We start from the raw sequence: 19,114 nt of genomic DNA, 5'->3' as shown, positions 1-19,114 counted from the left end.
CATGGTTTTGTGATTGTTTCTTGTTGAAAAATTCTTATTGTAATGCCAGTTTGAAGGCTGTATAAACATTTTTCGTATTTAATCCCAAATTAATGGTCTTTCTAAGTTTATCATTCGTAAATATTGTAAAAATTGACCTGCATGGACCGCATCATGATAGGCAATTCGTAATAGCATGTCTCCTAAATATCTTTGATAGCCAACATCGCTTCGATCGATAAGGGTTGAATCTAGCTCTGCTATGTTTATGGATTGAACATACTCTATGAAGTCAGTAAAGTATGATTGTGCCAATTCAATTTCTTTTTTTACACAAGTAATTGGCTCTTCATCATACGGGAAATGTATATCATTTATTGAGCCGTTGTTTTTTAAAATCATATGATAGTAAAAAGTTGAGCTCCATACGTGACGAATCATCTCACCAAAAGAAATAGCCTCATTATCAGGCCTCCAATTAAGAAAATTATCGGGAAGAGAATTCCATAATTTTTCTGAGCGCCTTCTCGTCTCTTTCAAATTTAATATACTAAGATCAATTGCATTCATAATAAATTCTTCTTTACTATTAAACTTAAAATAATTGTATCAATTTAACAGTTAGGGTATCATCGAAATATGAATGTATATCCGAATATCTCATATATAGCTAAACTAATTGCTGAACCTACAAGAGCAATCATCTTAGATTGTCTAATGAATAATCAGGCACTACCTGCTAGCGAATTGGCTTATATGGCAAAAGTGTCACATCCAACAATTAGTTCTCATCTTTCTAAATTAGTAGAGGGGAATCTACTTACAGTTGAACAACATGGTAGACATCGTTATTATCGACTTGCTAATCAAGAAGTTGCAGAAGTGCTTGAAAAGTTAGAGACAATCGCACCAACAGTTCAAGTTCGCTCTTTAAAACAATCAGGTCAACTAAAACAAATTCGTTATGCTCGAACTTGTTATGATCATCTTGCAGGCAAACTCGGTGTAGAGATAACTGAAAAATTACTAGATAGGAAATTTATAATTTTAGGGGATGGAGAATACATTGTAACAGAACAAGGTAAACAATGGTTTCTGAATTTTGGAATAAATGTTGATGAGGCAGATACAAAAAGGAGGGTATTTGCAAAACCTTGCCTTGATTGGAGTGAACGGCGTTACCATATTTCTGGTTGGCTAGGGTCTGCAATTGCAAAACTGCTTTTTGAACAAGGATGGATTACGAAAACGGATAAGAACCGAGCTGTCCATCTTACAAAGAAAGGTGTAAAGTTATTGGAAGATCAATTAGGCATTGATATGAAAACTGAGGAAAGAAAAGCTTGAAATTAGAAAAGTCCGTCAAAATGACGGGCTTTTTCATTATGGTAGGAGTGTACATGAATAATAGGATGTTACCAATAATCGTTGCCAATAAAAAATCTTTCTTTTCATTCTTCTTTTTTAAGTTTTAAAGGAGAAAGCTAGGCTTCTTATTTTTACTAATGTTATAATAAGAAAAAAGCACGAAAAGAGGTCATCTCATGTTAGAGGTTATTGCAACATGTTTAGAAGATGTAAAACGAATTGAAAGCGCTGGCGGGAAGCGGATTGAATTAATTTCATCTTATACAGAAGGTGGTTTAACACCAAGTTATGCTTTTATAAAAAAAGCGGTAGAAGCGGTGAGTATACCAATTCATGTTATGATTCGTCCGCATGCGAAGTCTTTTACATATACGGAAGAAGAAATTGAAATGATGAAAGAAGATATTATAGTTGCGCAGAAGTTAGGAGCAGCTGGTGTAGTATTAGGCGTATTAAACGAACAAAATGAAGTAGATGAAGAGAAATTAGCGGATTTACTATCTGTTGTAGATGGAATGAATGTAACGTACCACCGTGCGATAGATGATATAGAAAATCCAGTAGAAGCGATGAGAACTTTAAAGAAGTTTCATAAAGTAACTCACGTTTTAACTTCAGGTGGACAAGGAGATATTGTAGACAATATTCCGGTGCTTACAGAAATGCAAAAAGTAAGTGATGGTCAAATTCAGCTTGTAGCTGGAGCTGGCGTGACGAAAGAAAATATAAAGCGATTGCTAGATGAAACTGGAATTTCGCAAGCACATGTCGGTACAGCGGTAAGAGAAGCAAAATCATGTTTTTCTGAAATAGATCCTAATGTAGTACAAGAACTAGTTGAAATAATAAAATAAGTGCTTAAGAAAGAGGAGAAACGATGAAGGAAAATACGAAGAAAGAATTATTCTCTTGGGCTAAAACGATAGGGTTTACCCTTGTATTAATTGCTATTATTCGCGGTGTTTTATTTACACCTTCTTTAGTACAAGGTGAATCGATGATGCCCACTTTAGAAAATAACGAACGAGTTCTCGTGAATAAGATTGGTTATAGTATAAGTGGATTAGATCGCTTTGATATTATCGTCTTCCACGGAAAAGAAGGGTACGATTTAGTAAAACGAGTAATTGGTTTGCCAGGCGATACAGTTGAGTATAAAAATGATGTTTTATATGTAAACGGCAAAGCGATGGAAGAACCATATTTAAAACAGTTTAAAGAAAAAGCAGTAGGCCGTGTATTAACTCCAGACTTTACGTTAGAACAAATCACAGGGAAAACGAAAGTGCCAGAAGGCCAAGTATTTGTTTTAGGGGATAATCGTGAAGTTTCTAAGGATGGTCGCATGTTTGGCTTTATTTCAGAAGATGAAATTGTCGGAAAAGGACAAGCTGTTTTCTGGCCGTTAAAACAAGTAAGAGCGTTATAAAGTGTGGTGAAGTATGGGAGAGATATTCTTCCATACTTTTTTATTTGCTTAAAATCTATTGATTGAATTGAAAGAATATTTTATAATTTTAAATTATATGTTTGTTTCGAAAAATGGAATTTAAGTTCCGTAATTCGGAACGAAAGGGAGATAGAATGAGTATAAATAAAACGGCAGTTAAGACAATGGATATTTTAGAGTTGTTTTATGAGCATGAAGAGCTAAGTTTAACTGAGATGGTTCAGCTTACAAATATGCCGAAAACATCTGTTTATCGTTTAATTGGCTCGTTAGAAGAGATGGAGTTTTTACAAAAAAACGAAAAGGGGAAATATCGTTTAGGGGTCGTATTTTTACGGTTCGGTCAACTTGTTTCACACCGGTTATCAGTAAGAAATATAGCAATTCCTTATATGAAAGAACTTAGAGATAGTTTAGGACAGGCAGTTAATTTAATAATTCAAGATGGTAATGATGCAATTTATGTTGAAAAGATGGAAGGTGTTCAGCCGGTACGCGTGTATACGGCGGTTGGAAGAAGAGCACCACTTTATGCTGGCGCATGTCCAAGAATTTTACTATCATATTTCTCTGAGGAAGAGAAACGGAGATACATAGAGGAAGTGGATTTAAAACAGTTTGCAGATGGAACAATCGTGGATAAGAAACAATTGTTAGAAGTGTTGCAAATGGCAAAAAAGGAAGGCTACACAATTAGTTATTCTGAGTTGGAAAATCATACAGCCGCGATAGCAGCACCCATTTTTGCGAGCGATGGAACGGTTGTAGCAGGCATTAGTATTTCAGGATTAGCAATTGAGTACAGCGAAAGTAACATTTCATATTTTATTGCGAAGGTGAAAGAAACAGCGCATCGCATTTCGAAAGAACTCGGCTTTTTGGCATAGAAAGAGGGAGTAGGATGAAATTTTCTGCGTTAGGGGATCAAGCAATTATTGTTACATTTGGTGAAGAAATTAAGATGGATATATATGAGAAAGTACAGCGGTTATTTCAAGCACTGCAGCAACAGCCGTTTGCAGGAATGATTGAGTGCGTTCCGTCGTTTACTTCATTAGCTGTTTACTACAATGCATATGAAGTATGGAAGAGAAATGAGAGAAGTGAAAGGTCATATGATTACGTTCGTCAGTATATAAAGGAGCTGTGTGATTCTTATAAAGAAGAAGTAAAACAGGATGTGAAACATATTTCTATACCAGTGTGCTACGGGGGAGAATATGGACCTGATTTAGAAGAGGTTGCACATTATAAAGGTTTACAAGTAGAAGATGTGATTCGAATACATAGTGAAACTACATATTTTGTATATATGCTTGGTTTTACACCAGGGTTTCCGTATTTAGGAGGACTATCAAAAGAATTAGAAACACCTAGAAAAGAAACGCCACGATTACAAATCTCTCCTGGTTCAGTAGGTATTGGCGGAAATCAAACAGGTATTTATCCGCTTGAAACACCAGGTGGATGGAATATTATCGGCCGAACACCTATTACTCTATTTAATCCGAACGAAGAAATACCAACATATATTCAAAGTGGTATGTATTTACGATTTATCCCAATAACGAAGGAAGAGTACGTATCGCTTGAGGGGGCTAAAAAATGGATGTAGAGGTTTTGCATGCAGGGATGTTTACAACAGTCCAAGATTTAGGGCGATCTTATTATCAACAATATGGTGTACCTGTTGGCGGGGCTATGGATCAAAGTGCAATTCGGATGATCAATATGTTAGTTGGTAATGAAGAGAATGAAGCGGCACTCGAAATGACGATTATGGGACCTAAATTGTTAATAAAGAAAACGACTTTACTTGCGATTGGTGGAGCAGATATGGAACCGTTACTGAATGGAGAACGTATCCCGTTATGGCGTCCCATTTTAGCGGAAGAAGGTAGTATGCTTTGTTTTGGAAAAGTAAAAAGTGGTTGCAGAGCGTATGTGACTTTTGCGGGTGGCATCCATATTGATCACACTATGGGAAGTAAAAGTACGTACATACGTGCTGCGATTGGCGGTATAGAAGGAAGAATGCTCAACAAGGGTGACTACTTCCAAATTGGTGCACAACCAGAAATGGCGAATCGTTTCATTCAAGACTTACAAAAAAATGAGCGAATAAAAACGAAATGGGCAATTAGCAACAGCGTACTACCAAAATATAAGAAACATCCTAAGCTTCGTGTCATAACTGACTTTGAATACGATCAATTTACAGAAGAAAGTAGAAAGACATTTTTTACGAAAGAGTATAAAGTATCTAATTATGCTGACCGTATGGGCTATAGGGTTGAGGGAGAAGTTTTAAATAGGATTGAAGAAAAAGAGATTTTATCGAGTCCTGTTACATTTGGAACCATTCAAGTTCCTAATGGTGGACAGCCGATTATATTAATGGCAGATAGGCAAACGACAGGTGGCTATCCGAGAATGGGAAATATCATTTCAGTAGATTTCCCTCTTCTTGCCCAGCTAAAGCCGTGGGACTATGTTTCTTTTGAGAAAATTACGCTTGAAGAAGCGGAACAATTGTACATAGAACAGGAAGTAAATATGAATCTATTAAAGAAATTCATCGCTTTACGAAGCTGGAATTAGGAGGAATACATTGTGACTACAATCGATTTAAACTGTGATTTAGGAGAAAGTTTTGGAGCTTATAAAATGGGGAATGATGATGAAATTCTTCCGTTCGTTTCCTCTATAAACGTTGCTTGCGGTTTTCATGCGGGTGATCCGTCTGTTATGCGTCAAACTGTTGAAAAAGCTTTGGAGCATAACGTAGCGATAGGAGCGCATCCTGGATTTCCTGATTTAATTGGATTCGGTAGAAGAAACATGAATGTTTCAGCAAGTGAAGTATACGATTATGTTTTATATCAAATCGGCGCATTAGACGCATTTGTAAAAGCGGCAGGCGGGAAAATGCAGCATGTAAAGCCGCATGGTGCCTTATATAATATGGCGGCAACGGATTCGAAAATTGCAGATGCAATCGCTAAGGCAATTTATCATATGAATCCGAGTCTATCGCTTTACGGATTAGCAAATAGCGAGGCGTTTATACAGGCTGCAGAAAAATACAATGTAACTCTCGTACAAGAAGCGTTTGCGGATCGTACATATAAGCAAGATGGAACGTTAACGAGCCGTACAGAAGAAAATGCACTTATAAAAAATGAAGACGAAGCGATAAAGCAAGTGCTTCAAATGGTGAAAGAAGGCTATGTAAATTCGGTCAATGGAGAGGAAGTAGCAGTTCAGGCGCAGACGATTTGTTTACACGGTGATGGAGAAAAAGCAGTACAATTTGCGGGAAAAATATACAGAATATTCGAACGTAATGGTATTTCTATTTGTGCACCGAAATAAAAAATAGGGGGAAGTGCTGGGATGATTAAATTAATCGGAATACTACTTGTTGCAGTGGGCTTTTTATTTAGATTAAATACACTTTTAGTAGTTATGGTTGCAGGTATTGTTACGGGGATGGTTTCAGGATTAAGTTTTTATGATGTGATCAGCATGTTCGGTAAATTTTTCATAGAAAATAGATATATGTCTATGCCAATTATATTAACTTTACCGGTAATCGGAATTTTAGAGCGTTACGGTTTAAAAGAAAGAGCAGAAGCACTTATAACGAAATCAAAAGGAGCAACAACTGGAAGAGTATTAATGTCATATTTTACGATAAGAGAATCGTCAGCAGCACTAGGGCTTAATATTGGTGGGCATGCACAAACGGTAAGACCGCTCGTTGCACCGATGGCAGAAGGGGCCGCGCAAGGTAAATACGGTAAACTTCCTGAAAAATTAAGAGAAAAGATTAAAGCAAACGCAGCTGCTGCGGAAAATACAGCTTGGTTTTTCGGAGAAGATATTTTCATCGCAACTGGTGCTATTTTATTAATGAAAGGGTTCTTCGATTCAGTAGGTATGCATGTGGGTGTATGGGATATGGCACTTTGGGGCATTCCAACTGCAATATCTGCACTTATTGTAAGCTGGATTAGATTTAGAAGGTTTGATAAATATATAGAGAAAACAATGAAGGCAGAAGGAAAAGAAGAGAAGGAGGCAATCTAATATGAACATCATCACAATGGATACAATCTATTATGTATTAGGGATAATCGTTGCTTTTATCGCTGTTCGTATCGCATTCGATCGTGAACATCCCAACAGATTCGGTTCTAGTTTATTTTGGGCATTGTTTGCAGTTACATTTTTATTCGGAAATGTAATTCCTTCGTTTTACGTTGGCTGTATCGTGCTCGCTATGGTCGTTTTAGCCTCGCTAAATAAAGTAACAAAATCAGAGGAAAAAGAAGTTCCAGTACAAGAGCGTGTAAAACATGCTGAGAAATTAAAAAATAAAATTTTTATGCCTGCACTATTAATTCCTATTTTTACAATTATCGGTACGTTGACCTTAGGGAAAATTAAATGGGGAAATGTCTCTCTTGTTGATCCAGATAAAGTAACATTAGTTGCATTAGCGCTTGGTGCATTACTCGCATTCGTTGCGGCGATGCGTATTACAAAATCAAAAATAACAACGCCTGTACAAGAAGGAAGCAGACTATTACAAGCTGTCGGCTGGGCTGTAATTTTACCACAAATGTTAGCAGCACTTGGCGGTATATTCGCGAAGTCTGGCGTTGGACAAGTTGTTTCAGATTTAGTCGGACAAGTGTTACCGACAGAGTATCCGTTCGTTGCTGTTATGGCGTATTGTTTAGGAATGATGCTTTTCACAGTCGTAATGGGAAATGCATTCGCAGCGTTTGCCGTTATTACTGGCGGAATTGGTTTACCTTTAATTGTTCAAATGCACGGTGGGAATCCAGCAATTATGGCAGCACTCGGTATGTTTGCTGGATATTGCGGAACGCTACTTACGCCAATGGCAGCAAACTTTAATATCGTTCCGGCGATGCTTTTAGAACTAAAGGATAAAAATGCAGTTATTAAAGCACAAGTACCAATTGCTCTTTCAATCTTTATTATCAATATGTTTATTATGTACGGCCTTGTATATCGTTTCTAATTAGGAGGGAAAACTATGAAAACAGTATTATTAACAGGATTTGATCCGTTTGGCGGAGAAAGCATCAACCCAGCTTGGGAAGTAGCAAAAAGTTTGCATGAAAAAACAATTGGAGAGTACACGATTATTAGCAAACAAGTCCCAACGGTATTTCATAAATCAATAAAAGTATTAAAAGAATATATAGAAGAACTAAACCCTGAAATGATTATATGTATCGGACAAGCTGGGGGCAGACCAGATATTACGATAGAGCGTGTCGCAATTAACGTTGATGATGCAAGAATTGCTGACAATGAAGGGAATCAGCCCATAGATGTGCCAGTTGCAGAAGAAGGACCAGCTGCTTATTGGTCTACACTTCCGATGAAAGCAATCGTAAAAAGACTGCAAGAAGAAGGTATACCAGCTTCCGTTTCACAAACAGCAGGTACATTCGTTTGTAATCATTTATTCTACGGTCTCATGCATGAACTAGAGAAGCGTGATAAGAAAATAAAAGGCGGATTTATTCATATTCCGTTCTTACCAGAACAAGCGAGTAAATATCCAGGGCAACCGAGTATGTCACTTTCTACTATTCGTAAAGGGATCGAATTGGCAGTTGAGGTAACGACAACAGTTGAAGTAGATATTGTAGAGGTTGGGGGTGCGACGCATTAAATAAAACGAATTGTACAACACCTCCTGTAAACAACTGGTATAATAAGTATAGGAATATACATAGAGGTGATTTTTGTGCAACAATTTGAAGAAGTACGTTCAATTTTAGAAAAAGCGAAGAAAATTACAGTATTAACAGGCGCTGGTGCAAGTACGGAAAGTGGTATTCCAGATTTTCGTTCAGCAAATGGATTGTATGCTGATGCGAATGTGGAGATGTACTTATCAAGAGGGTACTATAACCGAAGTCCGAAAGAATTTTGGAAGCATTATAAAGAAATCTTTCAAATTAATACGTTCCATCAATATAAACCAAATCGTGGCCATCGCTTTTTAGCTGAGCTAGAAGAGCAAGGGAAAGATATTACGATTTTAACGCAAAATATTGACGGTTTACATCAATTAGGTGGCAGTAAGCACGTCATTGATTTACATGGAACACTTCAAACAGCACATTGTCCAAAATGTAAATCAGGCTATGATTTACAGTATATGATTGATCATGAAGTACCGCGCTGTCAGAAGTGTAATTTCATTTTAAATCCAGACGTTGTTTTATACGGAGATACATTGCCGCAATATCAAAATGCGATGAAACGTTTATATGAAACAGATGTACTTCTCGTTATGGGAACGTCATTAAAAGTACAACCTGTCGCTTCATTCCCGGAAATCGCAAAAAGAGAAGTAGGGGCAACAACTATTTTAGTAAATGAAGAGTTAACAGAACAGGAATATAACTTTGATTATGTTTTTCAAAATAAAATTGGTGAATTTGTTGAAGGATTATCTTCAATGAAATAAGTTATCGAAAAAACTGAGGTATCCGCCTCAGTTTTTCATTTGAGTAATCACTGTTTTAAGCCATATGAAAACATTTTGATAATGTAGTAACCACATCTCTATAATTTATAAAAATCAATTTGCCCCATTTTTCTTTTAGAATAATATTCATGTTATTGTGCATTAAGGGAATGGTAATAAATAGGATAATTAATTAAAAAACTGAAAATTAAATCTTTTATTTCTTTTGTAATTAATATAAAATTCTATATATATCATATAAATAAATTTGATACATAATGATTTTGCGTAGAAATGTTAATAGAATGAAGCGAGGGAGCGAAATGAGACAGAAAAAGGAGCAGAAGAAACAATCGAAAAAGAAAAAGACTCATATTCCTTTTCGGTTAAATGTACTATTTTTTATTGTCTTTCTTTTATTTTCAGCTATTATAATTCAATTAGGTAAAGTACAAATCATTGATGGAGAAACGTATAGAAATGAAGTAAACAAAAAGGAAGATGTAACGGTAAGCACTCCCGTTCCTAGAGGGAAAATGTTTGATCGGCAAGGTCACGTTATTGTAAATAATAAACCATTGCGAACCGTTACATATACGAAAATGAGAGGAGTAGACTCGAAAGAAGTTTTACAAGTAGCAAGAGATTTAGCCAAGCTGATTGAAATGTCGCAAGAGGACATGGATAAGTTAACAGAGACAGATAAGAAAGATTTTTGGATGCAGTTAAATGAAAAGCGGGCAGCAGCGAAAGTAACGAAAGAAGATGAGAGTAAATTTAGAAAGCAAGAAATAGAAGGAAAAGAATTAGATAAAAAAGTAGAAGAACTGCGCCGGGAAAGAATTACACAAGAAGAATTAAATGAGCTTTCAAAGGAAGATATAGAAGTATTAGTAATTAAAAGCAAAATGAATGCGGGATATAAAATGACGCGGCAAATCGTTAAAAAAGATGTAAGTCAAAATGAATATGCTGTCGTTAGTGAAAGATTGGCAAGTTTACCGGGGGTAGATACGACAGTAGATTGGGAACGTGAATACCCAAATGATAAAATACTTCGCTCTATACTAGGTAGCGTTTCTAATGAAAATGAAGGGTTGCCAAGAGAACAATTAGATTATTATTTAGTTCGTGATTATAATCGAAACGATCGTATTGGTAAAAGTTACATTGAAAAACAATACGAAGATGCACTACATGGAACGAAAGAACAGTCTAAAAATATTATGGATAAAGCAGGGAAAATTGTTCGAACAGAAAAAGTGACCGAAGGAAAAAGTGGAAATAACTTAATGTTAACAGTCGATATGGATTTACAGAAAAAAGTAGAGGGAAGCCTTGAAAAGAATTTACGAGCTTTTCATGCTGCAGAGCCGATGATGGATCGTGCGTTCGTAGTAATGATGAATCCGAAAAACGGTCAAATTTTATCAATGGCAGGAAAGAAAATTGTAAATAAAGATGGCGGTATGCAAATAGAAGATTATGCATTAGGAACGATGACAAGTTCTTATGAGTTAGGATCAACTGTAAAAGGTGCTACTTTATTAGCTGGATATCAAACAGAAGCGATTAAGCCATATACACATTTCTTTGATGCACCAATGTATTTTAAAGGAAGTTCTAAGCCGAAGAAATCGTGGAAAGAATTTGGGGATATTGATGATTTAAGAGCTTTACAAGTTTCATCAAACGTTTATATGTTTAATACAGCTTTAAAAATGGCAGGCATTAATTATGTCCCAAATAATCCATTAGATATTAAACAAGAAACATTTAATAAAATGCGCTACTATTTTAGACAATTTGGCCTAGGTGTGTCGACTGGTATTGATCTGCCAAATGAAGCAATCGGTCAAGTAGGTAGAACTGATAACATACCCGGATTTTTACTTGATTACGCGATTGGACAGTATGATACATACACGCCTCTTCAGCTTGCGCAATATATTTCCACAATTGCAAATGGCGGTTACCGAATGAAACCACAAATTGTACAAGAAGTTAGAGAGCAACCGAATAGACCAGAGGATGTAGGAAAAGTCGTTCGGTCGATTGAACCAGTTGTATTAAATCGAGTGGATATGGACACTTCGTACATTAATCATGTAAAAGAAGGGTTTAGAAGAGTTTTTCAAGAAGCTGACGGAACAGGTACCGGAACGTTTAAAGGTTTACCATATAAACCAGCGGGAAAAACAGGAACAGCTGAGACAGTATATGGTGGAGAAAGTGATATTGGAAGAGATGAGAATAACAACCGAAAAAAATGTTATAATTTAACTCTTGCCGGTTATGCACCATATGATGCTGATCCGGAAGTAGCTTTTTCAGTTGTTGTACCATGGGTGAATGATGATAAATCAGGAATTAATTCTGCGATTGGTAAAGAGATTTTGGATGCGTATTTTGAATTAAAAACAAATAGATCAAATACAAATTCAATTCCAGTAGAACAACCGAACAAGGCACAGTAAAAATAGTATCACTGCATGGAAACATATTGTGCAGTGATATATTTTTTGAGTTAAAAAGCGCTTTATAAGGTGGGAATGGATATGAAAAAGGAAATTAAGAGAGGCTGGGGGAAGTACATACTATTTATATTGGTGATGGTAATAGGCTACCATTCTTTTACTTTATGTAAAGTGGAAGGGGAATCGATGCAGCCGACTTTATATGAAGCAGATTACGTATTTGTAAATAAAGCAGTAGTACGTCTTTCTAATTTACAACGCGGAGAAATTGTTATTATAAAGGAAGCGGATGAATCGAAATATTATGTGAAACGTGTAATAGGGCTTCCGGGTGATGTAATTAACATAACGAACGGAAAGGTATATGTGAACGATAAAAAGCAAGAAGAACCATATACGAACAAAGATTTATTTAACAACACACAAGTGTTTTATAACTTTCAAAAGACAAAAATTCCGCCAAATAAGTTATTTGTAATGGGAGATAACCGCGAAGTAAGTAGAGATAGTCGAAATGGCTTAGGATATATTGAAGAAGATAACATAATTGGCAAGGTGGAATTCGTATATTATCCTTTTTCAAAAATGAAAATGATAGAATAAGTGGGGGAGAAGCAAAACCCCACTTATTAAAGTTTCACTTTATTTTCTTTAAAAAACCTTTTGGATTAAATGATATGAAAAATTTATGTTTAGACTCGTCGATTATGAAGTTATTATTTTTAGTTAAAAACTCATCCACAGCCTCCATCGGACCAGGACCCCAATCGGGAAGAAGCGGATTTCCATTAATGGAGGTATCTTCTACAATCATATAACTGCCAGTAGTGACGATAGATTTATATAGTAATAGTTCTTTGGATACATGCTCTTTACTATGATCAGAATCTAAAATAACTAAAACCACATCATCAGGTTTGCGCATGCTTACTATTGTTTGGACGGCCTGCACAGAAACAGAAGAGGCTGTTAAATACGTAATCCGATTATGTGATGGCCGATTTGGCTGCGGAGTTATATCGATAGTAAGTACGTGACCTTTTCCAATTAAATCTAACATAGAAGCTAAATACAGTGCACTACCACCGTGAAAAGTCCCGCATTCAATAATTAAATCGGGCTTTAATTCATAAATAATTTCTTGATACAAAAAGAGGTCAGAGGGAAGTTTACAGATTGGAACTCCGAACCAGTGTGTATCGTTTAACCACACGAGGCTGTTGTAATATTGGTTTAGAAATTCATTGCTTATATTATCGATTTTAAATTCTCCTTTCTAAAAAGGATTCTCTCGTTTGACGTAAAGTGTTTACGCATGAAAGTTGTACTATATATTATGTAGTAAGGAATTGTAAGGCGAGTGTTTTTACTTGAAAATAAGCCAAATAACTCATGTGGAAAATGAAAGGAAATGATTGTATGTACAAATACACAATTTGTTTTATTAGAAAAAGCGATAAAATACTGCTATTAAATAGAAATAAAAAGCCGAATATGGGGATGTGGAATGGTGTTGGAGGAAAAATAGAAGATAATGAAACGCCATACGAAGGAATAATTAGAGAAACGTTTGAGGAAACGGGTATAGAACTTTCAAGTGTAATGTATAAAGGGACTGTTGGTTTTAAAGGTAAAGATGAGCCCCAGGCTAGTGAAGGAATGTATGTGTTCGTTGCTGATTTGCCAGATGGAATGCAAATGAATACACCATTTCGTACGGCTGAAGGATTATTAGAATGGAAAGAAATTGATTGGATATTAGATGGTGATAATAGAGGTGTTGTTAGCAATTTACCAAAATACTTACCGACAGTATTAACAGAAGAAAATAAGTTAAAACATATATTCACGTATGATAACCGGAATATTATTCATTACACAACTGCATGTTTGACAGAAGATGATGCGAATAAGCGATATGAAAAACAACTCATTTCTCAATAGAAGAGGATAGTGAAAAATCACGTTTTTGCTCTCATTATATATGCGAGGTGATTATATGTTTCAGAAATACAATTCATTGGTCAGAATTGTAATATATATGATATAACTTTTCTTATGGTGAAAGAGTAGAGAATATACGTAAACGGAACAAAAAGGAGGTGGCTTTGCCACCTCTTTTTGTTAGCTACGAATCGCCTTAATTATAAATCGATGTTGATTCACATCTAAATATCCTTTTTGCAAAATAATCTCATGTATACGATATAACTCCTCAAAGTACTTTTCGACAGTAAAATCAGGAATTTGCCACGGAATTGCTTTTAAATAATAGATGATAGCGCCAATATCATAAAAACGTTGGAAAGGGAATTCTTCTTTTGCTTCTAAAATAGTAAATCCATTTTGGTTTAACTCACTGCATGCAGTTTCGAGAGACCAATTTGCAAACTCACTATTTAGAGGCGTACCCAATTGTTCATTAAGTTCAACGCAATCAAGACCGCCAACTTGTTGTGTAAGAAATGTTCCATTAGGAGAAAGTATTCTATTTACCTCAGAAGCAGAATAGGATTCATGTTGATTCAGAATGAAATCAAACTGTTCATTTTGAAATGGTAAAGCAGTATCATCACTTACTGCCACAACTGTAACCCCTAAAGGTTCTAATTTCTTCTGAGCAATTGGCACGTTTGGAGCGTAGCCCTCAGTAGCGAATGTAGTTGACGGGAACGGTTGTAACATAGATAAAAACTCTCCGCCACCAGTACCCATATCGAGCATTGATTCTGCACGTTGCATAAGCTGAAAAGCAGTACTGCCGTACGACCACGATAATGGCTCGCTCTTCATTCGACCCGTTTCTGAAATGAAAGAAAAATCCCAGCCACTAAAGTTTGTATTTGCACTTTCTAATAAAGTTAAAAATAATGGATCACGTTTCATAAATTTGTCCTCCTATTTTTTAATGGATAATATGATGAGAAAAGAAAAAGGGAGGACCTCTTATTAAAATGAAGCAGTTTTATGTTTCATGTTCGAATAGATTCATATAAATTCGCTCCTTGTGAGAATGGTTATTTATATATTCGGGATAAATAAGTGGAAATCCTTTGATCAAGAGCTAGGGAATTTAGTAGATATGACTAAGGAAGTTCTAAATCGCTTGGAAAGCATGATAAGTGATAAAAATATATTAATTGGAATGCACCGAGAGAAATAATCGTTATTCACGAAAAAATATAGATGGAGGAAGCTTTGTTAAACCTGTTGAAGAATGCAATAGAACATTCTAAACCAGGTGGTAACATAATGATTCAGGTCAAAAATTCTCCAATCTATATCGAACTAGTGATCCAAGATTTTGGAGAGGGAATTTTAGCTGAAGAATTACCTCATATTTTTGAACGATTCTATAAATCAAGTAGTTCTAAAAAGCTTGGCTCGAATGGAATTGGGTTGGCACTTGTCAAAGCTATTATTTAGGCTAACTAACATATTGTATGTTTCAGTATCTATTTTATAAAAAAGAAAATAGATGTAACGGTCCTCCTTTTAATAAAAAAATCCTATAAAAATATAGTGCTCTTAAAAAATTTTGTTACAAATTTGTTTTGTTTGACTTTAAAAAAGGAAAGTAATATTTATTTGTAGAAAATTTTTAAGGATAAAAATAGGATGAATATCCATGGTAAGAAAAAGGGGGCACTTAAATGTTAACAAATGATTTAGATTTTCGATTAGAACCACGTTTAAAAGAACTGTATGAACAACATAAAATAAGAGCGCAGAAGATAGACTGGGCTTATCATGAGTTTTTACCATGGGATAAGGGAATGGACTTTAAAAGAGTTCCTTGGGATGAAAGTCAAGTTACTCTCCCTTCTGGTGTAATTACGGCCATTGAAACAGCTTTATTAACAGAAGTGAATTTACCATGGTTTACAACGTATTTATCTGCGACTTTTAAAGGTTCCCTTTCTGTTATTACAGACTTTATTCATACTTGGACCTCAGAAGAGGATCAACATTCGAATTTATTAGAGACATATTTACTACTCACTCGAAGTGTAAACCCTAAACGTATACATGAATTAAGAAAATCAGTCGTTGAGTGTGGATTTGAGCCTGATTTTCATACACCAATCGAAGCCATGACATATACGACGCTACAAGAACTTGCAACAATGGTGTTTTACAATAATGTAGCTAAGGTGGCAAGTAAGCATGATCCAGATCTTGCTACATTATTACGCCGTCTTGCAAAAGATGAAACACTTCATTATGCGTTTTATCGAGACGTTATTCGAACACATTTAGAATTGGAACCAAATTATTGCTACCATATTGCCAATGTGATTAGGAATTTTAAAATGCCAGGTGCCGTCATGCCTGATTTTGAAAATAGAATGGCTGTGATTGCAAAAGAAGCAAACTATGGCCCACTACAATATTTTGATCAAGTACTTGATGTAGTGGTTGAGTATTGGGGGTTAAAAGATTTACGACCAATTGCCCCTCTAGCAGAAAAAGCAAGAATTGAGATTTTGGAGTATCATATAAGATTGAAAAAAATACGGGATCGATTTGGCCGTTTTCAAGGGGAAATTGATCTACGTTAATGGGTGGAGATTTCAGGATATACGCGTATGGATTCCCTTTTCTTTTATTGGAAATCTCGAACGCTCTTTGGTATTTTACGGCTGTTTTACTTGATTTAACTTTTGAAGAAAAAAACTAATTGACACCTAAAATTAACTTGTGATATCATTGAGTATTTGATAAAAAACAACATATGTGTTAAGCTTGAAAAGGTTACCACATATGGAGGTGGATTATATGTTTCAAATTGGCGATAACATTGTTTATCCAATGCACGGAGCAGGTATAATTGAAGCCATAGAAGAAAAAGAATTCTCAGGGGAAAAACAACAGTATTATGTCATCAAAATGTCAATCAGTAATATGCAAGTCATGATTCCTACGGGTAAAATATTGAATTCGAATATACGCCCAGTTACTGATATACTTGCATTAAAACACATTATACACATTTTTCAGCATGAAGAATCATGTAAATTACTGCCGTGGAAACAAAGGCATAAAGTGAACACGGACAAAATAAAAACGGGTGAAATACAAGAAGGTGCTGAAGTTGTACGCGATTTAATGCGTATGAAGAAAGAAAAAACACTGAATACAAGTGAAAAAAAATTGTTGGATGATGCATATAAGTTTTTGGTCAGTGAACTAGAATTAATTAAAGGAATCACTGAAAATCAAATAAAAAGTTTCTGTTAAGGTTTATTATAGATAATGTATTATATCTCCCGAAAACATCCTGAATTTTTCGAGAATATGATGAGTATTAAAAGTAAATCATTTCAAAGACATTCAATTTCTTCAACTCACTTTTAGAGTAGGAACCTCTTTTGTTATTATTTCAATCTAATCCATTTTTATTTTTAAATTTATTTTACGAACATTCGAAGTTTCATTAAATAACTCGATTAAATAGTCACTTGATTTTTGCAATCCTGATTCACACTGGCACGGACAAGGAGCCGTAAGGATGAAAGAGAGGTAGGGCTTTCATTGTTTTAGGTAATATACTATCTAAGTCATTATTTCTAGAAGAAAAAACAATCAATCTCACCGCCAGCTTTAAGAGTTCCTTACATCTACTGAGACAGTGAATAGTAATTGTTTATCTTCTTTACGTAAAATTGATAAACGAACTGGTAACACCATATGGTAAACTACAAAAAATGGTTTCCAGACCAAGAAACCATTTTTTATTTTATTTACATAACAATAGTAAATTAAGCAGTAAGAAGGAGTCCGCACATGAAAAAAATGTTAACAAAAGAATTAAGTAATGAATTAAAGAAGCGAGAAGGGATTATTTCTATTACAGTTGAGCCTTATGAAAAAATTGAAGTTGGTGGAATTCGTGTAGATGGACCAGCTATTATTCTAATTAATCAAGAATAGGTAAAAATAGTTGCATGCAAGGAGAAAAGGATCAGCCTTTAAGAAAAGGGGGATCCTTTTTGCTTGCTGCAGCTAATATGGGATATACATAACTTTTATCTGATGTGTTGGGGTTAAAAGGAAGGAGAGGATGGAGATTATCATGGTGGAAAGCTTAATATTGGTAGGATTTCTTTTTACGTTATATAAATTAGTTGATAAAAAAACAAACTAATTATTTAAAACGATAGATTGTTTCCTTTTTAAGGGCGAGATTTATCTGAGAGTGAAATGGATCATCTAAAGGAGGAATTAAAATGGATGCAAGGAAAGAACGCATAAAATACGAGAAGATGTCAAAGAATTATGATCGTATTTATTTAGTTTCGTTTATCCTATTAATTGTACTTGTTTGTAGTAGTGTGATTATCATAGGAGCTACAGGCGGAAAATATGGAGTGTTTTTATTGTTAGCAATTTTACTTAACGCACGTATTACGAAAGAATCTCAAAAAAAGTATGAGCACTATTCTAATAAAGGGCGTATTTAAAATGATACATAACCAGAAAGGAACAACCTAGATGTATATTCAAAATATCCCTTTATCATCTCCTATTAACTAGTAAAAGTAACTTTATATAAATCATTTTTTTAGCAATGTAGAAATAGAAACCGTACCCTATTAAAATGTTATTTCCGTCCATATAATGAATTATCCTTCTAGCATATTTATAAGATTTATATCATATATTAGTAGAAAGAATGCAAGTTAGAAAGGAGTTTTATAGAATGAGTTATTTGGAGGGAAATGACTTTAGTAAACAAAATATGGTAAGTGTGCCTAATCCCTATGTATATCAGACATTACAATCAGTAATTGGTAAACATGTGGTTATTGAAACTGTAAGAGGCAATATAAGAGGTAAATTAAAGGATGTGAAACTAGATCATTTGCTCATTGAAGATACGGTGCCATATATTGTACGCATTCAACAAATTGTATGGATTATGCCAAAACAATAATCACATGTAATTTGATTTATAATAGATTAGCATTATAAATCAAATAAAAACACAGGGTTTTATCTCTGTGTTTCTTCAAATTTTCGTTTTTGGATATATGCTTGAGCATGGATAATTTCTTTCTGAAGTTCTTTTAATTCTTCCGTAGATCCAGATTCAATCCTCATGTACGTAGTAACTAGACTAATCATCATATCCATCTTCTCTACTATATTTTGAATGACCTGTTCAGATTGCTCTTTTTTAGGGTGTTGTATTGCTGTTAGAGCATTTTCTATATAATTGTTCTTTCTTTGCTGGATATCATAAATAAACTGTTTTGTGTTTGAGTTCATTTGTTATTCCTCCGTTTTGGATATACTTCTATTCTATCATATTTG

General features: G+C 34.9%; 23 protein-coding genes and 1 pseudogene. 20 read left to right on the top strand and 4 right to left on the bottom strand.

The features are described from left to right. Positions 1 to 78: 78 nt before the first annotated feature. Positions 79 to 549, bottom strand: coding sequence for a DinB family protein (locus MR167_RS01665; protein ID WP_000991277.1), 471 nt, complete (start codon positions 547 to 549; stop codon positions 79 to 81). Positions 550 to 618: 69 nt separating this feature from the next. Between MR167_RS01665 and MR167_RS01660 the strand changes: the two genes are divergently transcribed. The 13 genes from MR167_RS01660 (at position 619) to lepB (MR167_RS01600) (ending at position 12,400) form a co-directional block, all read left to right on the top strand. Next, entirely contained in the window at positions 619 to 1,326 is a 708-nt protein-coding gene (locus MR167_RS01660) for an ArsR/SmtB family transcription factor (RefSeq protein WP_001103797.1), read from the top strand. Between the two features lie 197 nt (positions 1,327 to 1,523). Further along, on the top strand, positions 1,524 to 2,201 hold the full coding sequence (locus MR167_RS01655; RefSeq protein WP_000895107.1) for a copper homeostasis protein CutC: 678 nt from the start codon (positions 1,524 to 1,526) through the stop codon (positions 2,199 to 2,201). 23 nt (positions 2,202 to 2,224) lie between these two features. Continuing rightward, positions 2,225 to 2,776: a signal peptidase I gene (gene lepB, locus MR167_RS01650; RefSeq protein WP_000662490.1), complete on the top strand. Its 552-nt coding sequence runs from the start codon at positions 2,225 to 2,227 to the stop codon at positions 2,774 to 2,776. 155 nt (positions 2,777 to 2,931) lie between these two features. Continuing rightward, entirely contained in the window at positions 2,932 to 3,684 is a 753-nt protein-coding gene (locus MR167_RS01645) for an IclR family transcriptional regulator (RefSeq protein WP_000026362.1), read from the top strand. A gap of 14 nt (positions 3,685 to 3,698) precedes the next feature. Then, positions 3,699 to 4,412 carry a 5-oxoprolinase subunit PxpB gene (pxpB, locus tag MR167_RS01640; protein WP_242313746.1) on the top strand — a complete coding sequence of 238 codons (714 nt, stop codon included), beginning with the start codon at positions 3,699 to 3,701 and terminating at the stop codon, positions 4,410 to 4,412. Then, a complete protein-coding gene (locus MR167_RS01635; RefSeq protein WP_242313744.1) occupies positions 4,403 to 5,398 on the top strand; it encodes a 5-oxoprolinase subunit C family protein in 996 nt (331 codons plus the stop codon). The genes pxpB and MR167_RS01635 overlap by 10 nt, the downstream gene beginning before the upstream one ends. A 12-nt stretch (positions 5,399 to 5,410) precedes the next feature. After that, on the top strand, positions 5,411 to 6,172 hold the full coding sequence (pxpA, locus tag MR167_RS01630) for a 5-oxoprolinase subunit PxpA (protein WP_000207324.1): 762 nt from the start codon (positions 5,411 to 5,413) through the stop codon (positions 6,170 to 6,172). A 21-nt stretch (positions 6,173 to 6,193) separates the two neighbouring features. Next, on the top strand, positions 6,194 to 6,889 hold the full coding sequence (locus MR167_RS01625; protein WP_000593392.1) for a DUF969 domain-containing protein: 696 nt from the start codon (positions 6,194 to 6,196) through the stop codon (positions 6,887 to 6,889). Between the two features lies 1 nt (position 6,890). Continuing rightward, the gene (locus MR167_RS01620; protein ID WP_001021658.1) at positions 6,891 to 7,853 is read left to right on the top strand and encodes a DUF979 domain-containing protein; all 963 of its coding nucleotides are present in this window, start codon (positions 6,891 to 6,893) and stop codon (positions 7,851 to 7,853) included. A 15-nt stretch (positions 7,854 to 7,868) separates the two neighbouring features. After that, the gene (pcp, locus tag MR167_RS01615; protein ID WP_000859749.1) at positions 7,869 to 8,516 is read left to right on the top strand and encodes a pyroglutamyl-peptidase I; all 648 of its coding nucleotides are present in this window, start codon (positions 7,869 to 7,871) and stop codon (positions 8,514 to 8,516) included. 75 nt (positions 8,517 to 8,591) lie between these two features. After that, entirely contained in the window at positions 8,592 to 9,320 is a 729-nt protein-coding gene (locus tag MR167_RS01610) for an NAD-dependent protein deacylase (protein ID WP_001183806.1), read from the top strand. Positions 9,321 to 9,643: 323 nt separating this feature from the next. Continuing rightward, entirely contained in the window at positions 9,644 to 11,797 is a 2,154-nt protein-coding gene (locus tag MR167_RS01605) for a peptidoglycan D,D-transpeptidase FtsI family protein (RefSeq protein ID WP_044784025.1), read from the top strand. An 81-nt stretch (positions 11,798 to 11,878) separates the two neighbouring features. Beyond that, complete coding sequence (gene lepB / locus MR167_RS01600) at positions 11,879 to 12,400, top strand: signal peptidase I (protein WP_000711484.1); 522 nt, start codon at positions 11,879 to 11,881, stop codon at positions 12,398 to 12,400. 34 nt (positions 12,401 to 12,434) lie between these two features. Here lepB (MR167_RS01600) and MR167_RS01595 read toward each other — a convergent pair whose 3' ends face one another. Then, positions 12,435 to 13,058: a cephalosporin hydroxylase family protein gene (locus tag MR167_RS01595; RefSeq protein WP_265736909.1), complete on the bottom strand. Its 624-nt coding sequence runs from the start codon at positions 13,056 to 13,058 to the stop codon at positions 12,435 to 12,437. Positions 13,059 to 13,216: 158 nt separating this feature from the next. Between MR167_RS01595 and MR167_RS01590 the strand changes: the two genes are divergently transcribed. Then, positions 13,217 to 13,741 (top strand): NUDIX hydrolase, encoded by a 525-nt coding sequence (locus MR167_RS01590; protein WP_000280180.1) that lies wholly within the window; start codon positions 13,217 to 13,219, stop codon positions 13,739 to 13,741. A 180-nt stretch (positions 13,742 to 13,921) separates the two neighbouring features. On the opposite strand, the gene MR167_RS01585 is transcribed toward MR167_RS01590, so the two are convergent. Further along, positions 13,922 to 14,683: a class I SAM-dependent methyltransferase gene (locus tag MR167_RS01585; RefSeq protein ID WP_000817594.1), complete on the bottom strand. Its 762-nt coding sequence runs from the start codon at positions 14,681 to 14,683 to the stop codon at positions 13,922 to 13,924. A 163-nt stretch (positions 14,684 to 14,846) separates the two neighbouring features. Between MR167_RS01585 and MR167_RS33280 the strand changes: the two are divergent. The 6 genes and pseudogenes from MR167_RS33280 to MR167_RS01555 form a co-directional block, all read left to right on the top strand. After that, positions 14,847 to 15,220 (top strand): annotated as a pseudogene (locus MR167_RS33280) (sensor histidine kinase); the annotation flags it as partial. Between the two features lie 230 nt (positions 15,221 to 15,450). Continuing rightward, positions 15,451 to 16,359 carry an acyl-ACP desaturase gene (locus tag MR167_RS01575; RefSeq protein WP_000957093.1) on the top strand — a complete coding sequence of 303 codons (909 nt, stop codon included), beginning with the start codon at positions 15,451 to 15,453 and terminating at the stop codon, positions 16,357 to 16,359. Between the two features lie 217 nt (positions 16,360 to 16,576). Then, entirely contained in the window at positions 16,577 to 17,038 is a 462-nt protein-coding gene (locus tag MR167_RS01570; protein WP_000486293.1) for a CarD family transcriptional regulator, read from the top strand. A gap of 546 nt (positions 17,039 to 17,584) precedes the next feature. Beyond that, complete coding sequence (locus MR167_RS01565) at positions 17,585 to 17,731, top strand: BC1881 family protein (protein ID WP_000738546.1); 147 nt, start codon at positions 17,585 to 17,587, stop codon at positions 17,729 to 17,731. Between the two features lie 296 nt (positions 17,732 to 18,027). After that, complete coding sequence (locus tag MR167_RS01560; RefSeq protein ID WP_000340032.1) at positions 18,028 to 18,261, top strand: hypothetical protein; 234 nt, start codon at positions 18,028 to 18,030, stop codon at positions 18,259 to 18,261. A gap of 239 nt (positions 18,262 to 18,500) precedes the next feature. After that, positions 18,501 to 18,734 (top strand): YuzF family protein, encoded by a 234-nt coding sequence (locus MR167_RS01555; protein ID WP_000120816.1) that lies wholly within the window; start codon positions 18,501 to 18,503, stop codon positions 18,732 to 18,734. Between the two features lie 59 nt (positions 18,735 to 18,793). Here the strand turns inward: MR167_RS01555 and MR167_RS01550 are convergent, their stop codons facing one another. After that, a complete protein-coding gene (locus MR167_RS01550; protein ID WP_242313742.1) occupies positions 18,794 to 19,069 on the bottom strand; it encodes a hypothetical protein in 276 nt (91 codons plus the stop codon). Positions 19,070 to 19,114 lie beyond the last annotated feature (45 nt).

Source organism: Bacillus cereus group sp. BfR-BA-01355, assembly GCF_022663675.1.
Taxonomy (GTDB): Bacteria; Bacillota; Bacilli; order Bacillales; family Bacillaceae_G; genus Bacillus_A; species Bacillus_A thuringiensis_S.
The sequence above is the reverse complement of the archived record's forward strand: the minus strand, read 5'-3'. Positions and strand labels throughout refer to the sequence as shown.